This window comes from Sorangium sp. So ce117, assembly GCF_051524395.1.
Classification (GTDB): Bacteria; Myxococcota_A; Polyangia; order Polyangiales; family Polyangiaceae; genus Sorangium; species Sorangium cellulosum_B.
On the sequence record NZ_CP150309.1, the window covers coordinates 3519486 to 3535485 of the forward strand.

Sequence of the window (16000 nt, forward strand, 5' to 3'; positions counted from 1 at the left end):
GGCGCAGGAAGCGCGCGGAGCGGGCGGAGTGGAGAAGGTGTCCTCACCTTCGCGCGGTGATCTATGCTGTGCCCGATGCGCCTCGGCGTCCTCGGCCCTGCTCAGGGTGATCTGCCCGCGCTCGCTCGCGGCGCGCAGCACCTGCTCGACGAAGGCCACGCCGAGCGGGTCATCTACGTCGCCGAGGACGACGCGCTCGACCGGGTCGTCGTGGGCTGGGCGCAGCGCCTGGTCGGCGCGGACCCCACCGAGGGCGCGTTGTTCGATCGAGCCGCTCGGTGCGCGGCCGCGACCCCGGACCAGATCGACGCCTTCGTGGCGTCCGAGCGCGCTCGGCTGCGCCTCCGGGTGCTGATGAGCCTGCCGTCCGGCCGGCGCACCATCGAGATCCTGGACGGGCGCGTCGCGCTCTTCGTGTTCGACAAGGCCGCGCTCGACGAGGAGGACATCGTGGCGGCGTCGCTCCTCGTCTTCGGCAAGAGCCCGGAGCCGCTCATCAAGAAGGTCGGCTCGCGGACGTTCTTCTCTCCGGGGCCGATCGGCTCCGACGGCGGCACGGCGCTCCTCGACGACGGGCAGGGCGGCGTGCGGATCGAGGTGATGAACGCGAGCGGCGCGGTGACGGCGCGCGAGATCGTGGGCCCGTCCGCCGCCGGCCCCAGGCTGAGGGTTCAAGGTGGCTCGCACGGTTGATGCGCAGGCCTGCGCCCCGGCTGCGCGCGCGCCCGAGGCGCGCCGCGTCGCCGTCTTCGGGGGCAGCTTCAACCCGCCCCACGTCGCGCATGTCCTCGCGGCCACCTACGCGATCTCCATCGCGCCGATCGACGAGGTGCTCGTCGTCCCTGTCTACCGCCACCCCTTCTCGAAGGAGCTCGTGCCGTTCGAGCATCGTCTGGCGATGTGCCACCTCGCGCTCGGGTGGCTCCCGGGCGTGTCGGTGTCGCCCGTCGAGCGCGATCTCGGCGGCGAGAGCCTCACGCTGCGCACGCTGGAGCACCTCGCCGCGGCGCATCCGGACTGGGCGATGCGCCTGCTCGTGGGCGCCGACGTGCTCTCCGATCTACCGAGGTGGCATCGCTTCGACCGCATCGAGCAGCTCGCCCCGCCGATCGTCCTCGGCCGCTCCGGCGTCGTCGCGCCCGCCGCGGAGCGCCTCGACGCGGGGCCGGCCGATGATCGTCCTCTCCTGCGACCCGCGGACGTGGAGCTCCCTCGGATCTCGAGCAGCGACATCCGCCGGGCGCTCGCGGCGGGCAATCACGAGGCCGTCCACCAGCGCGTGCCGCGCGCCGTGCTGGACTACGTGCTCGCGCACCGCCTTTACGGGAGCGGCCCATGAGCGAGATGGACAGCACGCGCCCGTCGCCGGTGCACCCGGAGGACAACGCCCTCCTGGAGGTGTTCATCTATGGCGGCGGCAAGGTGGGCCGCGGGCTCGCGCGCGCGATCCGCGACGCGGGGCTACGGGTGACCCTCCGGCCGGCGCGGGACGGCCTGCCGTCGGAGCGCATCGAGGCGAACTTCGTGATCCTCGCCGTGCGCGATCGGGATATCGCGCCGTGCGCCGAGGCGCTGCGCGACCGCGGGCTCGTTGGCCACAGGGACGTCGCGGTGGTGCACTGCGCCGGCGCGCTCGGCCCGGAGGCGCTCGCGGCGGCGCGAGGCGGCCGCGTCTCGGTCGCGCAGATGCACCCGATGATCTCGTTCGCCTCGCCCTCGTTCGCGCCCTTCCTCGAGCGTGGCCAGCTCCACATCGACGGCGATCCGACGGCCGTGCGCGCCGCTCGCTCGCTCGGGGTGTGCCTCGGCATGACGCCGCGCACGTTCTCCGGTCTCGACCCCGTCGCCTACCACGCGGCGGCGGGCCTGGTCGCCAATGGCGCTGCCGCGCTCGCCGCCGCCGGCGTCGACCTGCTCGAGCGCGCGGGCATCGATCGGAGGACGGCGGCCGAGATGCTCGGCCCGCTGCTCCGCACGGTCGCGGACAACGTCGAGGTCCTCGGCGTGCCCGACGCGCTGACGGGGCCGGTGCGCCGCGGCGACGCGGTCGGCGTCGCGCGGCACCTCGAGACGCTCTGTCGGCTCGCGCCGCACCTCGTACCGTTCTACGTCGCCGCCGCGGCGACGCAGCTCCCGCTGGCCCGCGCCCTGGGCGAAGCACCTGCGGATGCGTTCGACGCCATCCAGCGGGTCCTGGACGGAACACGGCAATAGTACTGTAATTTTCTTATGGTGAGGTGGGCGCCTCATTATATTCAACGGCGGGATCCATTGATGCGAGGTCCGGCGGAGAGGTACGCTTTTGTTGCCTTGGGATCCGTTGCCGCAGCCCGCGTTCCTTCTGTCATCACGAGCGACTCCGGGGGGTTCCGGGCGCTCGATGAGCGCGTCCGTGATGCCGCGTCACGTGGGGTGCTCCACGTCCATGGACAGCGGCCGGTCCTGGACGCCGTTTGTTCCCACCTCGCGCGCCGCGCTCGAGGTGCGGGACGCTCGCTGATCTCGGCCGCACACGCCGCGGATCGGGATCCCTGGCGCGATCTCGCGCTTCGCTGCGCTGTCACCTCTGCCGATCCGGCCGCGGCCGCGCAGGGCATCAGCGCCGCCGCGCAAGGCGCGATCCTGCTGGTCGCCGAGGGAGAGGCCACCAGCTGGGGGAGCCTGGTGCTGGATGAGGTCACGCGCCTCATCGCGGAGGGGTCGTGCTCCGCGCTGGTGATCGTGTGCAGCGACGGCGCGATGCGGCCCTGGACGAGCGCGCTCACGATCGACGGCATCGCGTCGCCGGACGATCTGCACCGCTTCTGGGAGGCGTTCGCGGCGGACGCGGAGCGCCGGGTCGTCGCGAAGATCGAGCGGCTCGACGCGCTGGAGGGCTGGTGCTCCGCCGTGCTGGCCGCGCCGCCGGAGCAGCGCCCCGCGCGGCAGCCGCCGAGCCGAGAGGCCGCGCGCCTGCTCGACCGGCTCGCGCTGAGCCAGCGACCCTGGCCGTCCGCGCAGCTCCGCCAGCTCGCGGCGCGGCGCGCGGAGCCCGGGCCGGGGGACGCGGCGTGCCAGGGGGGCGCCCAGGAGCTCGCCGCCCTCGGCCTGATCGAGGTCGACGATCGAGGGTGGGTCGCCGCGCGGCGCGCGATCGTCGACCCGGCCAACGTCGACCGCGAGGATGTGTTCGCGATCGCGGAGGCGCTCGAGGAGCAGTCGTCCGACCCGTGGAGCCTCTCGCGCGCGAGCGAGCTCCTCGCCTCGCTGGGCCAGGACGACCGGGCCGAGGCCGCGGCGATGCTCGCGATCTCCTCGGTCGGCGAGCCGTCGGCGCGCGCCGATTTCTGGCAGCGCTGGGCCCGGACGATGCGGGCGCTCTCCGGCGGGAGCGCCGGGTCGGGCGAGCGGCTGCTCCGCGCGGCGGAGCTCGCGCTCCGGCTCGGCGACATCGAGTTCGCCATCGACTTCTCCTCCGCGGCCCAGCGCGAGCGGGAGACGTTCGCCGCGCTGCTCGTGCGCGGCCGCGCGACGAGCGCGCGCGGCGACCTCACGACCGCCGCGATGGTGCTCTCGCGGGCGCTCTCGCTTGCCGCCACGCCCGAGGAGCGTGCGCGCGGCGCCGTGGAGATGGCGGAGCTCTGCTGCAAGACGGGCGACCTCGCGGCGGCCAAGGCGCGCGCCGAGGAAGGGCTCGCCGGCGCGGGGGAGATCGCGACGCGCCTCCAGGCGCGCAACATCCTCGGCAAGCTGCTGCTCGCGCAGCAGGCCTGGGCCGAGGCGGAGCTGCACTTCGCGGCTGACGCGTGGGAGGCGGCGTGCGCGGGCGAGCACGTGAGCGAGCTGCGCGCCCGGCTGAACCGCGCCATCGCGCTGCTCTCCAGCGGCCGCCTCGACGAGGCGCGCACGATGCTGGCCGGCGTGCTCGAGGAGGGCGAGCGGCGCGGCGAGCGCGCGGCGACCGGCTATGCGCTCACGAACCTCGCGGTCATCGCCCACCTGAAGCACGAGTACCCGGAGGCCTTGCGCCTCTTCGAGCGCGCGATCGAGATCTTCCGGAGGATCGGCGACAAGGTCGCGCTCGTGAACCTCATCACGAACCTCGCCGAGATCCGGCTGCAGCTCGGGCTGATCGAGGAGGCCGAGCAGGCGCTCGCGTTCGCGCGGAAGGCCTGCGGCCACGTCATCCCTGGCGTTCGGATCACGCACGTCGCCTACGTCGCGGCGCAGATCCACCTCGAGTGCCGCCGCACGGTGGACGCCTGGTCCGAGCTCACGGCCGCCTTCGCCTGCGGCGCCGGCTCGAAGCTCGGCGAGTGCTACGCGATCGCCGCGCGCATCGCGCTGCACGACGGCGACCTCCTGCAGGCCGGCCAGATGATCCAGCGGGCGCGCGCCGAGGCGACCTCCGACCGCCACCGCGCCGAGATCGCCCTCCTCGAGGCGATGTGCTCCCGCGCCGCCGGCGCGCCGTTCGGGAAGATCGCCGCGGAGGCGCTCGCGCTGTCGCGCCGGGCCCACAGCCACGAGTGCGCCCTGGAGGCGCACGTGCTCCTGCACCACGCGTCGTCCGCCGGGGACCGCGCGTCGCGCGCCCCCGAGGACGAGCCCACGGCGGCGCGCTCGCACCTGGAGGCGGCGATTGACCTCCGCGATCGCATCGCCGAGTCGCTCCCGCCCGAGATCTCGCGCAAGTTCCTCGCGCGCCGGAGCTTCACCGAGCTCGCCCGGCTGGAGGCGTGCGCGCGCAGCGCCGCCGAGGCGGAGCCGAGGGGCTGCGAGCTCTGCGGCTCCAGCGCGTGCGCCGGGTGCGCCAGGGGGGCGGCTCGCGCCCCGAGGCCGGCGAGCGTGGGCCCCGCGATCAAGCGGATGGTCGGGACGACGCCGGCGCTGCTCAGCCTCATCCACCAGATCGAGAAGGTCGGCGCGAGCGACGCGACCGTGTTGATCCACGGCGAGAGCGGCACCGGGAAGGAGCTCGTCGCCGAGGCGATCCATGAGGTGAGCGCGCGGCGCGCGGGCCCTCTGATCAAGGTCAACTGCGCCGCCCTGGTCGAGACGCTGCTGCTCTCGGAGCTGTTCGGCCACGAGAAGGGGTCGTTCACCGGCGCGGCGTCGCGCCGTCGCGGGCGCTTCGAGCTCGCCGAGGGGGGAACGCTCTTCCTCGACGAGATCGGGGACATCTCGCCGCGCACGCAGGTCGCGCTGCTCCGCGTCCTGCAGGACAAGACCTTCGAGCGGGTCGGGGGTGTCACGCCGCTGCGCGCGAACGTACGGATCCTCTGCGCGACCCACCGCGACCTGCGTGCGATGGTTGCCCGGGGCGAGTTCCGGGAAGATCTCTATTACCGGCTCCGGCAGGTCGTCCTGGAGGTCCCCGCGCTGCGCCATCGGCCGCGGGATCTGCCCGCGATCGCGGCCGCGATCCTGGGGAGGATCGGCGGCGAGCGTGGCGTGGCGCCGAAGCGCCTGTCCAGCCGGGCCATCGAGGCGCTGTCGCGGCACGCCTGGCCGGGGAACGTGCGCGAGCTCGAGAACGCCCTGCGCGCCGCGGCGATCTTCGCGGACGGCGAGGTGATCGATCTCGAGGATTTCACGACGAACGTCGAAGGGCTGCGGGAGCTCGACGCCGCCGAGCTGGTGAGCGCCCCGATGACGCCGAGGGCTGGCATGCACCCTGCCTTAGAATCGTTAAAAGAATCGTTGAAAGACTCGTTCAGAGAATCGTCGAGAGAGTCGTCCAGAGACGCACCCAGAGAGCCGTCCAGCGGGCCACGCGCGTCGGCGCCCGATCAGGCGACGCTGGTGGCACATCCCCCGTCGATGCCCGTGGATCGCACGCCGCTGGAGCTCGCGTACGCTCACGTCCGCGGAGGGGTCAGCCTCAGCGACATGAAGCGCGAGATCGAGCGCGAGTGCGTTGCCAGGGCGCTCGACGAAAGTCGTGGGAACATCACACGCGCCGCCGTGCTCCTGGGCATGAAGCGCCCGCGGCTTTCCCAGCTTGTCAAACAGTATGGCTTTGGCGGGACTTCGGAGGATTGAAGTGATGCGAGGTTGCTGGAGGAGTTGGCTCTCGGGGGGCTTCGCGGCGCCTTTGCTGCTGGCGGGCTGCGCGATCGCGTCCCCTGAGCACGAGGAGCAGAGCGTCGAAGCGTGGAGCGATCTCGACCCGATGATCTCCGAAGAAGCGTCCGGATCGAGCGAGGGCGCCGACGGCGATGTCGTCGTACCCGTCTCCGACTTCGTCACGCCTGCGTCGCTCCCGCCGCGCGACGTCGCGTCGCCGTCCAGCGGTGACGGCGCGCCCACGACGATCGAGGTGCGATCGCAGGAACGCTGCAACCCGGACCCGCTCCCGTGGAGCCCCAGCAGCGCGGACAGACACGACACCGTTCCCTTCGAGAGCGACGGGACGCGCTGAGCCGCGCGCCCGGGCGGCCTGAGCGCGTCCGCGCCCCGGCGCCGCCCGGCGCCGCTCCCCGGCGCGTTTTGCGGTCGCCGCGCGGCTCGCCGCGGTAGCCTTCGCGCGTGGCGCCGCTCGGGATCGATCTCCGCACACGGACGACCCTGGTCTGCGGGGCACTCGCCCTCGCCATCGCGGCGTCGACGCTGCTGCGAGGTCGCGTCCGCCGCGTCCACCTCTTCTTCGCCGCGTTCGCGGCTGACGTCGGGCTCTGGTACCTCTCGCAGTCGCTCTTCGGCTTCTTCCAGGCCTCGATCTGGGAGCGCTTCACGGCGATCCTCGCCGTGCTGCTCCCGCAGTTCGCGCTGCAGCTCTTCGAGGCGATGATCCCCCATGACCCGGATCGGCGCTCGCGGCTGCTCCGGTTCGCGGGGGTGCTCGTCATCCCGCTGTTCGTCCTCGTGCTGGTGAGCCGGGAGCCGGGCTCGTGGCTCGACTGGCTCACGCGCGGGTGCATTTTCCTCTACGTCTTCGCGCTGCTCACCGCGGGGCTGTACACCCTCGGCCAGCGCGGCAAGCAGAGCTCCTCGCGCGCGACGCAGCGCCGCGTGCGGTTCCTCGTGGTGATCGGCGCGCTCGCTGGGCTCGCCAGCGTCGCCGACTTCGCCTGGTTCCTCGGCGCGGAGCCGCCGCCCGTGGGGGCGGCGCTCTCGATCGTGTTCCTGTTCGTCCTCGCCCAGGCCCTCCGTCACGAGCGCCTGCTCGACGCTTACGAGATGCTCGCGCGCCTGCTCGTCGCCACGGCGGTCGCGTTCCTGATCGCGCTGATCTTCTATCTCCTGCTCACGTTCATCGGCGGCTTCAACACGATGTACCTGAACGCGGTGCTCGCCGCGATCGTCATCCTGGTGCTGTTCGACCCGCTGCGGGAGCGCGTCGAGGAGCAGCTCCAGCGCGTCTTCTTGCGGGAGCGGTTCGATCTCGACCGCTCGCTCGCGGAGGCCCGGCGGCGCCTCGTGCACACGCTCGAGGTGGACGAGATGGGCTCGATCGTGATGAGCGCGCTCGAGCAGTCGCGCCGGGTCACGGCGGCGGCGCTCTACCTGCGCGATCTGGACGGGACGGGCTTCGACCGGCTCGCCTCGCTCGGGCCGCGGGTCCCCGAGCGGATCGAGGTGGCGACCGCGAGGGCGCTGCTCGATCGCCTCGACCGCGGGCCGCTCGCGATGGAGGAGCTGGAGCGGGAGGCGCGCGAGCGGCGGGCGCGCCGCAGCCAGAGCGACGCGGACGACGACGGCAACTTCGCGCGGCGGACGGAGGTTCGGCCCCAGGTCCCCGAGGACGCGGTGCTCGCGGCGGCCGAGGTGCTCGGCAGCCTCTGCTCGGGCGTGGTGCTGTGCGCGCGCGACGAGCAGGGCGAGCCGATCGGGCTCCTGGTCGTGGCGGACACGCGCGTGCGCGACGCGTTCTCGCCCGAGGAGCTGACCCTGCTCGAGACGCTCGCCGCGCAGATCGGCGTCGTCCTGGAGAACTCGCGGCTCTACGCGCAGATGAAGGAGCGCGACCGGCTCGCGCTCCTCGGCCAGATGGCGGCCGGGCTCGCGCACGAGATCAGGAACCCGCTCGGCGCGATCAAGGGGGCGGCGCAGCTGCTCGCCGATCCCGTGCCGGAAGCGCAGATCGACCCGGCGTCGCGCGAGTTCCTCGGGATCATCCTCGAGGAGGTCGATCGGCTCGATCGCGTCGTGGGCTCGGTGCTCGATCTCGCGCGGCCGGCGCAGGGCTCGGCCGTCCCGACCGACGTGAACGCGATCGTGCGCCGCACCCTGCAGGTGCTCTCGATCGAGCGCAGGAACGACCAGCTCGAGGTCGAGGTCACGCTCGATCCCGACCTCCCCCGCGTCGCCATCGATCCGGAGCAGCTGCGGCAGGTGCTGATGAACCTGTTCCGCAACGCCGTTCAGGCCATGAAGGGCCGGGGCAAGGTGGTGATCTCGACGCGCGTCCGCTTCGGCCGCGGCACGCGGCCCGGCTCGGGCTCGGACGAGCCGTTCGTCGAGCTCAACGTCACCGACAACGGCCCCGGGATCTCCCAGAAGGTGCTCGCGAACATCTTCCTGCCGTTCTTCACGACGAAGGACAAAGGGACCGGGCTCGGCCTGTCCATCAGCCAGCGCATCGCGCAGAGCGCCGGCGGTCGCATCGAGGTCCGGTCGTACGAGGGGAAGGGGAGCACCTTCGCCGTGATCCTCCCCGCCGCCGTCGACAAGCTGAGCGCGCCGCAGCCGTCGCCCTCGGCGCTGGCGCCCGCCGAGCCGGCCCCTCAGGAGCGGCCCGGCTGAGGCCGGTGACCCCAGAAGCGCCCGCGGCGTCTGGGCGCGTGCGCGCTGCGCGCGTCGCGTCGAGCGGGGCGCTCAGCCGTAGCGCGAGGTCATGAGCCGCTCGAGCGCGGGATGCTCGCGCACGAGCGCGAGCGTGTGCTCGGCGTGTCCGTGGGCGTAGCCGTTGCCGATGTAGAGGTCCACGTCCTTGCCGATCCCCTCGGCCCCCAGGGCGGCGGCGGTGAAGCTCGTGCTCATCGCGAAGAAGTACGTCTTGCCGCGATCGCGCGTGGCGACGATCGCGCTGAGCTCCACGCCCGGGACGTTCACGCACGAGAGCGTGAGGTCGGCGCCCGCGTCGCCGGTGAACGGGAGCACGGCGTCGCGCACGGCGAGGGGGTCGCGCGCGTCGAGGACCGCGACATGGTCGCAGATCGCGAGCGAGCGCAGATCGGCGGCGAGCCCCGGCGACGCCTCGATCCCGATGACGCGTCCGGCGCGGCCGACGCAGCGCCGCGCCTCGGCCGCGCACAGGAGGCCCGATTTCCCGCCCGCGCCGAGCACCACGACGCTGTCGCGCGGGCCGGTGAGGCGCGCCACCTGAGGCGCGGCGCCCGCGACGTCGAGCAGCGCGAGGGCGAGCCGCTCGGGCATGTCGGTCGGCATCCGGGCGAGCGGCGCCGACCCGAAGAGGATCGCGGTGCCCTCGACGTCGATCTGCGCGGACGCGGGCCGCACGGCGATGATCCGGCGGAGCGAGAGCGGCGTGAGCGAGAGCGACGCGAGCGTCGCGATGCGATCGCCGACGGCGACGCCGCGGTGCTCGGCGAGCGAGCCGACCCGACGCACGACGCCGAGCAGCATGCCGCCCGAGCCGGTGACCGGGTTGTGCTGCTTGCCCCGGCGCGCCACCGTCTCGAGGACGAGCTGGGTCACGCCGTCCGGGCTGCCGCCGGAGGCCTCCTCCATCTGGCGGAAGCTCGCGGCGTCGATGTTCAGCGTCTGCACATCGACGACGATCTCGGTCTCGAAGTGGCGCGAGGCGTCGGCGTCCAGCCGCTCTGCCGGCTGCGGCATGGCCCCCGGTGGATCGAGCACGCGGTGCGTGCCCAGCGGATCGCCTGCGGAGAGGGTGGGTCGCGTCGCTTCGGAGCTCACGCCGAGGCCGTTCAACATGCCGGGCTCGAAAGCAAGGGCAATGAGCCGAGCGACCGCAGGATTCCCCGCTGAGGCGGCCCGGCGCACCGCCCCGGGCCCGGGGGCCTCGGAAACTGGCGGTGCCGACGGTTTCGACGGAGCCAGTCGCCCTCTTTCCCTCAAATTGGATACACTCGCGTGCGCCGAGTACGTTGGCCCCTACCCCCGCGGCGCGCCCCTGTGGCGGCCGAGGGAGGGGGGCCGGCGCGTTGCGTCAGGATCGGACGAGCCGACTCATTTGAAAGAACGGACCGGATCTCTTGACCACCTTTGCTCGGTGAAACTAAGCTTTGCCCCCTGCTGGCGCTCTCGTAAGCGCACGAAGGTTTTTACTCCCTGCGATGGATAACCACGCTCCCAAGGTGTCGGCAACGCGGCAACTAGCGTTGCGCTTCATCTCCGGGAAGTACCAAGGCGGCGAATTCCCCCTCGGGGAGCAGCAGGAGATCGTCGTGGGTCGCTCCAGCGACCTCGACATGGTCCTCGTCGAGGACATGGTCTCCCGGCGCCATGCCCGGATTGCCTGCACCGAACAGTCGATTGTGATCGAGGATCTCGGCTCGACGAACGGAACGTTCGTCAACGGCGAGAAGATCAAGAAGACGACCCTGAAGGAGGGCGATCGGGTGCTCATCGGCACCAGCATCCTCAAGGTCGTCTCCACCGACCCGGGCGCGCCACCGGCGCGGAAACGGATGGACGAACCATCGCTGAGGAGCGGTCAGACCCGGTCGATGTCCGGGTCGATCGACGAGATCCCGCTCCCGGATCTGCTGCAGCTCTTCGGGACATCGAAGAAGAGCGGCGTCCTCGTGGTCCGCTCCGACGACGATGTCGGCAAGATCTACCTGCGCAAGGGCATCGTGACCTTTGCGACCATCAACGATCTGACCGATGTCCCGCCGCTGAAGAGCGTCTACCGGATCCTCACCTGGGCCGGCGGGACGTTCGACCTCGAGGCGGCCGAGGAGCGGGTCATGACCGGCGAGATCAGCGCGACGGTGCAGGAGCTCCTCATGGAGGGGCTCCGGCAGATCGACGAGCTGAACAACATCCGCCACCAGCTCCCGGACCTGTCGGCGCGCCTGGTCATCCCCCAGCCGCTCAAGCCGCAGCTCCGCGATCTCTCGCCCGTCGATCTCGACGTCCTCCAGGTGGTCTACAACCACGGGCACCTCGCGATGGTCCTCAACAAGAGCCCCGCGACGGATCTGGAGACCGCGCAGTCCGTGTTGAAGATGATCAACGCGGGCTACCTCCGCGCCGAGTGAGCCTGCCGGGGGCGTACGGCGCCGCGAAGCCGCGCAAGGCGGCCGATCGCGGCGGCGCGCGCGCGGCGCTCGGCTGAACCGAGATCGATAGGTCAGGGGAGCGCGGTCGACAGCGCGTCGTCGCGCGCCGCGCTCCCGAGGGCGCGGCGCGCCGGGCGGCAGCGCGGTGTCAGGACTGCGACGCGCCGCGCTTGGCGGGGTCGGTCGCCTTGCTCGCGAGGCGGAGCGACACGGCGCGGGCGTGCGCCTGCAGGCCCTCGGCCAGGGCCAGCTTCTCGATGATCGGGCCTTGCGCCCGGAGCGCCGCGCCCGAGTACCGGATGAGGCTCGCGCGCGTCACGAAGTCGTAGACCCCGAGCGGCGCGCCGAAGCGGGCTGAGCCGCCGGTCGGGAGGACGTGGGACGGCCCCGCGAGGTAGTCGCCCGCGGCGACCGGGGTGAGGTCGCCGAGCAGCGCGGCGCCGAGCGTGCCGATCTCCGAGAACAACCCCTCGGCGTCGGTGACGTGGAAGGCCACGTGCTCGACCGCGAGCTGATCGGCGATCTCGGCGAGGCGGGCGCGCGAGCCGACGACCAGCGCCGCCGCGTGCGTCGAGAGCGACGCCTGCACGATCGTGCGACGCGTGAGCTCGGGGAGCGCCGCGTCGAGCTCGCGCGCGACCGCCTCCGCCAGCTTCGCGGAGGTCGTCGCGAGCAGGGCGTAGGACGCCTCGTCATGCTCGGCCTGCGAGAGGAGATCGGCGGCGACGAGCCGGGGATCCGCGGATTCGTCGGCGAGCGCGAGGATCTCGCTCGGTCCGGTGATGCCGTCGATCGACACATCCCCGAAGACCAGCTTCTTCGCGCAGGCGACGTAGGCGTTGCCGGGCCCCACGATCTTGTCGACCGGCGTGAGCTCCGGGAGCCCGTAGGCCATGGCCGCGATCGCCTGCGCGCCGCCCGCGTCGAGCAGGGTCGTCACGCCGGAGAGGTGCGCCGCGGCGAGCGTTGCGTCGTCGGCCGACGGGCTCGCGAGGACGATCTCCTGCACGCCGGCGATGCGCGCGGGGATGGCCGACATGAGCACGCTGGAGGGGTAGCGGGCCTTGCCGCCCGGCGCGTAGACGCCGACCCGGCGCAGCGGGCGCACGCGCATGCCCAGCAGGACGCCCTCTTCCTCGTAGCTGAAGCCGGCCTGCAGCGCGGGCCCGTTCGCCGCCACGTTCGGGGGGCCGAGATCGCCCGCGTCGCGCTGCCGCTCATGGTAACGCGCGATCCTCGCTGCCGCGGTCTCGAGCGCGGCGCGGACCTCCGGCGAGAGCCTCGCGAGCGCCTCGGCTCCGCCGAAGCCGCCCTCCGCCTCGGGGCCTGCGTGGCGGACGAGCGCCTTCGACGTCCTCCGCTCGAACTTTTCGATGTAGCCGAGCACGGCGGACGTCCCCCCACGCCGGACGTTGTCGATGATCTCGGTCACGGCCGGCGTGACGTTCGCGAGGTCGCCCGTGCCGCGGGTGCGCAGGGCTGACAGGGTGGACTCGAACTGAGGCGAACCTTCGATGTAGATGGGCAGCATGGCTTGATATGGACCGGCGCGGTGGAATCTCCGCGTCGACGGCGACACCCCGTACCACACCACCCCGGCCGCCGGTACGTCGGCCGCGCGGCGCGCGCCGCGGCCGCGGCAGCGCATCGCGGCGGCTGCCGCGCGTCGCTCCCCGAGTTCCCCGGCCTGAGCGGATCGAGTAGGGTCGCCCGATGCGGTCCGGCTCGTTTGGTCTCGCCTCTACCGCGCTCTCGGTCGTGCTCCTCGCGCTGGCGCCTGCCGTGCTCATCGGTTGCCCGGAGAACTCCTGCTTCCTCAAGATCTGCCAGGGCAGCAGCTGCCGCTGCTCGATCTCGTCGTGCAGCGACGGCGCCGGCTTCGACACGAAGCAGAACCGCTGCCGATGCCTGAAGGGTTATCTCTCGGTCGCGGGCCAGTGCCTCACGCCCCAGGCGGCGAACGCCTACTGCGGCGTGGGTCGCCACTACGAGGCCGGCGGGTGCGCTCCCGATCGCTGCCGGCCCGGCGACGAGATCGACCAGAGCACGGGCTACTGCGTCTCGCGCGAGCAGGTGGCGACCAACATCGGCGTCGCGGTCGGCGCCGGGCAGAAGCTCGGATGCCCGCCCGGCCAGGAGCTCGTCGTCGACGGTCCGACCGCCGCGTGCGTGCCCCTCTCGCAGACCTGCGCGCGCGACGAGGTCTGGACCGGCCAGGCGTGCGCGAAGGTAGGGCGCTGCCCAACGGGCGCGATGTGGGATCCAGCGCTCGCCCAGTGCGTCCAGTACGCGCAAGGCTCGGGTGAGAGCGGGCTCACGGTCAACGTCGGGCAGTGGGCATCGGCGAACTACGGGCCCGACGGTGGCATGGGTACGAGCGGCTTCTGCGGCGCTTTCGCGAAGAAGCCGTACAGCTTCGGGATCGTCGAGGGCTCCTCGGCCTACGTCCGCGCCACGGTGATGATGTCCTTCCCGGAGGGCGAGATCGCCCGCGGCGTCGTGCAGGCGGTGACGGTGTTCGACGCGAGCGGGAACCCGGTGCCGCCGCGCGGCGCCGCGGAGGTCGATGCGGCGGCGCGCAACATCTTCGGCACGCTCGTCCTGGGTGGCGGGCGGGCGAGCGCGCCGACCTCGTCGACGACCGTCCGTTGCGCGGTCATCCACGCCGGAAAGCCGCAGCCGGTGCCCGCAGTCGGCGGCTTGTGAGCGGCGGCCACCCGCTTCGGATACGGGCCCATCTCGACGTTTTCGGTGCTCAGCGCACCGGAGTGCGCTTCCGCGCCGAAAACGCCGAGCTGAGCCCGTCTCCTGTGCGGGTGACCGCCGCTCTGGAGCGGTCTAGCCCGTCACATCCTCGACAGCGTGCTGACGACGCGCGTGGCGGGGAGGGCGCTGAGGCCGACGCAGCTGACGACCTTGCCGCGCTCCACCACGAAGTTGCTCGTGGAGGGCTCGATCTTCGCGAACTCGACGCTCAGGCGGGCCCCGTCGAAGCTCGCGCGCAGGGGGTGGCCCTCCACCGCGCTGCGGACGTCCTGGCAGGTGCCCCTGGAGCGGGCCGGATCGAACTTGCGCGACTCGGGGGCGATGAAGCGGAGCCGGTCCTCGACGGCGAACACCCCGGTCTCGCCGGGGATCTCGTGCAGCGAGAAGCGGGCCTCGCCCTCGGCATAGTCCTGCGGCGCGAACTGCTCCGGGCGGCGGACCCGGAACTCGAGCGACTCGCCGGCAAGGACGGCCTCGAGCTCGCGCCCGTTGCCGACCCACAGCCCGGTCAGGTTGGCGAGCGGCGACGGCTGCGGCTGCTCCGCGCTGGCCGCCGGGGTGGTGCTGCTCGCGCTGGCTGCCGGGCGCTGCTCCCTCGGCGAGACGGCCCGCCGGCGACCATCGCGCGGCCTGTCGAGCACGCCCAGCCCGAGCAGCGCGGCGGCCCCGCCGAACATCACGAGGGCCCCGGCGCCGATCGCGAGCCACGAGCCGCGTGCGCGCTGTGGCCCCCGAGGCCCGCTCGCCAGCGGCGCGCCCGACGGCGACCGCAGCCCCTCGCGGACCTCGTCGACCGTCGTGGCCGCGGGCGGCGGCGGGCGGCTCGACGCGCCGAGCGGCGCGGCGGCCGCCGCCGGCGCAGGATGGGCGATCGCGTCGAGCGCGGCGAGCAGCTCCTCGCAGCTGGCAAAGCGATCCGCCCGCTCCTTGGCGCACGCCTTCTGGAGGAAGGCGTCGAGCGCCGGAGGGACATCGTGACGCACGGCGCTGACCAGGGGGAGCGGCACCTCCGCGTGCTGCCGCATGATCTCGATGTCGCTCTCGGCGTCGAACGGCACCTGCCCCACCAGCATCTCGTAGAGCACGACGCCCAGCGCGTAGATGTCCACTCGCTTGTCGAGGTCGCGGCGCCCGAGGACCTGCTCCGGCGACATGTAATAGAGCGAGCCGATGATCCCCTTGGTCAGCCCGCGCCCCGCGAGCGCGTCCGCCTCGGCCTTGGCGATGCCGAAGTCGGTGACCTTCGCGACGCCGTCCTTGCCGCGGATGAGCACGTTCGCCGGCTTGAGATCGCGGTGGATCACCCCCTCGCGGTGCGCGGCCGCGATGCCGGAGGCGATTTGGCCGAAGATCGAGAGCGCCTCGGGCAGGGGCATCCGCCGGCTCTCCTCGGCGTACCTGGCGAGCGTCTGCTCCAGGCTCTCGCCGTCGATGTACTGCATGACGAGCCAGAGGTCGTCTCGCTCCGCCACCACCGCCTTCAGGTGGACGACGTTCGGATGATCGATCTGCGCGAGCGCGCGGCCCTCGGCGAGCGTCCTCGCGCGCACGTCCGGCCGGTGCCCGAGCTCCTGGCGCACCGCCTTCAGCACCACGTGCAGGCCGGTGTGGACGTCCCGAGCGAGGTAGACGACGCCCATGCCGCCCTCGCCGAGCACCCGCTCGACCACGTACTTCTGATCGACGAGCGTCCCCGCCGGCAGGTGGCCGCCCGGCGCGCGCCGCGGCAGCGAGCCCGCCAGCGGCGCGGGGACGACATGAGGCGCGTGGACGTTCGCCGCGGGCCCGTTCGCGCCGCCGGCCGCGAGGGCCGAGAGGCTGGCTCTGTGCGCCGGATCCTCGGGTACCAGGGCGCCCAGCAGCGGCTGCCCAGGGACGGTCGTCCGCGGGCCGGGCGCAGGACGCGCCGAGGTCGCCGCGCCGATGCCCGCCTCGTTCGCGGTCAGCGACGCGCCGCACGCCACACAGAACCGGGCGGAGCCCGGGTTCTCGGCGTTGCATACGAGGCACCTGGCCATGGCGCGGTCAGCTCGATCCGC

General features: G+C 72.8%; 11 protein-coding genes. 8 read left to right on the forward strand and 3 right to left on the reverse strand.

The window, feature by feature from the left end; translation table 11 throughout:
• The first annotated feature begins 75 nt into the window (after positions 1-75).
• The 6 genes from WMF46_RS13300 (at position 76) to WMF46_RS13325 (ending at position 8727) form a co-directional block, all read left to right on the forward strand.
• Complete coding sequence (locus WMF46_RS13300; RefSeq protein WP_231864811.1) at positions 76-693, forward strand: hypothetical protein; 618 nt, start codon at positions 76-78, stop codon at positions 691-693.
• A complete protein-coding gene (gene nadD, locus WMF46_RS13305) occupies positions 677-1339 on the forward strand; it encodes a nicotinate (nicotinamide) nucleotide adenylyltransferase (protein WP_437985955.1) in 663 nt (220 codons plus the stop codon). Before WMF46_RS13300 ends, nadD begins: the two co-directional genes overlap by 17 nt.
• The gene (locus WMF46_RS13310) at positions 1336-2214 is read left to right on the forward strand and encodes a DUF2520 domain-containing protein (RefSeq protein WP_437985956.1); all 879 of its coding nucleotides are present in this window, start codon (positions 1336-1338) and stop codon (positions 2212-2214) included. The genes nadD and WMF46_RS13310 overlap by 4 nt, the downstream gene beginning before the upstream one ends.
• Positions 2215-2412: 198 nt before the next feature.
• Positions 2413-6024, forward strand: a complete 3612-nt coding sequence (locus WMF46_RS13315; protein ID WP_437985957.1) for a sigma 54-interacting transcriptional regulator — start codon at positions 2413-2415, stop codon at positions 6022-6024.
• A gap of 4 nt (positions 6025-6028) precedes the next feature.
• A complete protein-coding gene (locus WMF46_RS13320; protein WP_437985958.1) occupies positions 6029-6403 on the forward strand; it encodes a hypothetical protein in 375 nt (124 codons plus the stop codon).
• A gap of 107 nt (positions 6404-6510) precedes the next feature.
• Positions 6511-8727 (forward strand): ATP-binding protein, encoded by a 2217-nt coding sequence (locus WMF46_RS13325; RefSeq protein WP_437985959.1) that lies wholly within the window; start codon positions 6511-6513, stop codon positions 8725-8727.
• 72 nt (positions 8728-8799) lie between these two features.
• On the opposite strand, the gene WMF46_RS13330 is transcribed toward WMF46_RS13325, so the two are convergent.
• Entirely contained in the window at positions 8800-9882 is a 1083-nt protein-coding gene (locus WMF46_RS13330; RefSeq protein WP_437985960.1) for an L-erythro-3,5-diaminohexanoate dehydrogenase, read from the reverse strand.
• 362 nt (positions 9883-10244) lie between these two features.
• On the opposite strand from WMF46_RS13330, the gene WMF46_RS13335 reads away from it, so the two are divergent.
• Positions 10245-11174 (forward strand): DUF4388 domain-containing protein, encoded by a 930-nt coding sequence (locus WMF46_RS13335; RefSeq protein ID WP_272103306.1) that lies wholly within the window; start codon positions 10245-10247, stop codon positions 11172-11174.
• A 169-nt stretch (positions 11175-11343) separates the two neighbouring features.
• Here WMF46_RS13335 and hisD read toward each other — a convergent pair whose 3' ends face one another.
• The gene (gene hisD / locus WMF46_RS13340) at positions 11344-12726 is read right to left on the reverse strand and encodes a histidinol dehydrogenase (RefSeq protein ID WP_437985961.1); all 1383 of its coding nucleotides are present in this window, start codon (positions 12724-12726) and stop codon (positions 11344-11346) included.
• A 182-nt stretch (positions 12727-12908) separates the two neighbouring features.
• Here hisD and WMF46_RS13345 point away from each other — a divergent pair, with 182 nt between their 5' ends.
• A complete protein-coding gene (locus WMF46_RS13345) occupies positions 12909-13901 on the forward strand; it encodes a hypothetical protein (RefSeq protein ID WP_437985962.1) in 993 nt (330 codons plus the stop codon).
• Positions 13902-14041: 140 nt separating this feature from the next.
• On the opposite strand, the gene WMF46_RS13350 is transcribed toward WMF46_RS13345, so the two are convergent.
• On the reverse strand, positions 14042-15979 hold the full coding sequence (locus WMF46_RS13350) for a protein kinase domain-containing protein (RefSeq protein WP_437985963.1): 1938 nt from the start codon (positions 15977-15979) through the stop codon (positions 14042-14044).
• Between the last annotated feature and the right edge of the window lie 21 nt (positions 15980-16000).

Bases quoted from the DNA above. Each gene is read 5' to 3' on its own strand.
- WMF46_RS13300 (WP_231864811.1), top strand. From the start codon at position 76: ATGCGCCTCGGCGTCCTCGGCCCTGCTCAGGGTGATCTGCCCGCGCTC.
- WMF46_RS13310 (WP_437985956.1), top strand. From the start codon at position 1,336: ATGAGCGAGATGGACAGCACGCGCCCGTCGCCGGTGCACCCGGAGGAC.
- WMF46_RS13320 (WP_437985958.1), top strand. From the start codon at position 6,029: ATGCGAGGTTGCTGGAGGAGTTGGCTCTCGGGGGGCTTCGCGGCGCCT.
- WMF46_RS13330 (WP_437985960.1), bottom strand. From the start codon at position 9,882: ATGTTGAACGGCCTCGGCGTGAGCTCCGAAGCGACGCGACCCACCCTC.
- WMF46_RS13335 (WP_272103306.1), top strand. From the start codon at position 10,245: ATGGATAACCACGCTCCCAAGGTGTCGGCAACGCGGCAACTAGCGTTG.
- hisD (WP_437985961.1), bottom strand. From the start codon at position 12,726: ATGCTGCCCATCTACATCGAAGGTTCGCCTCAGTTCGAGTCCACCCTG.
- WMF46_RS13345 (WP_437985962.1), top strand. From the start codon at position 12,909: ATGCGGTCCGGCTCGTTTGGTCTCGCCTCTACCGCGCTCTCGGTCGTG.
- WMF46_RS13350 (WP_437985963.1), bottom strand. From the start codon at position 15,979: ATGGCCAGGTGCCTCGTATGCAACGCCGAGAACCCGGGCTCCGCCCGG.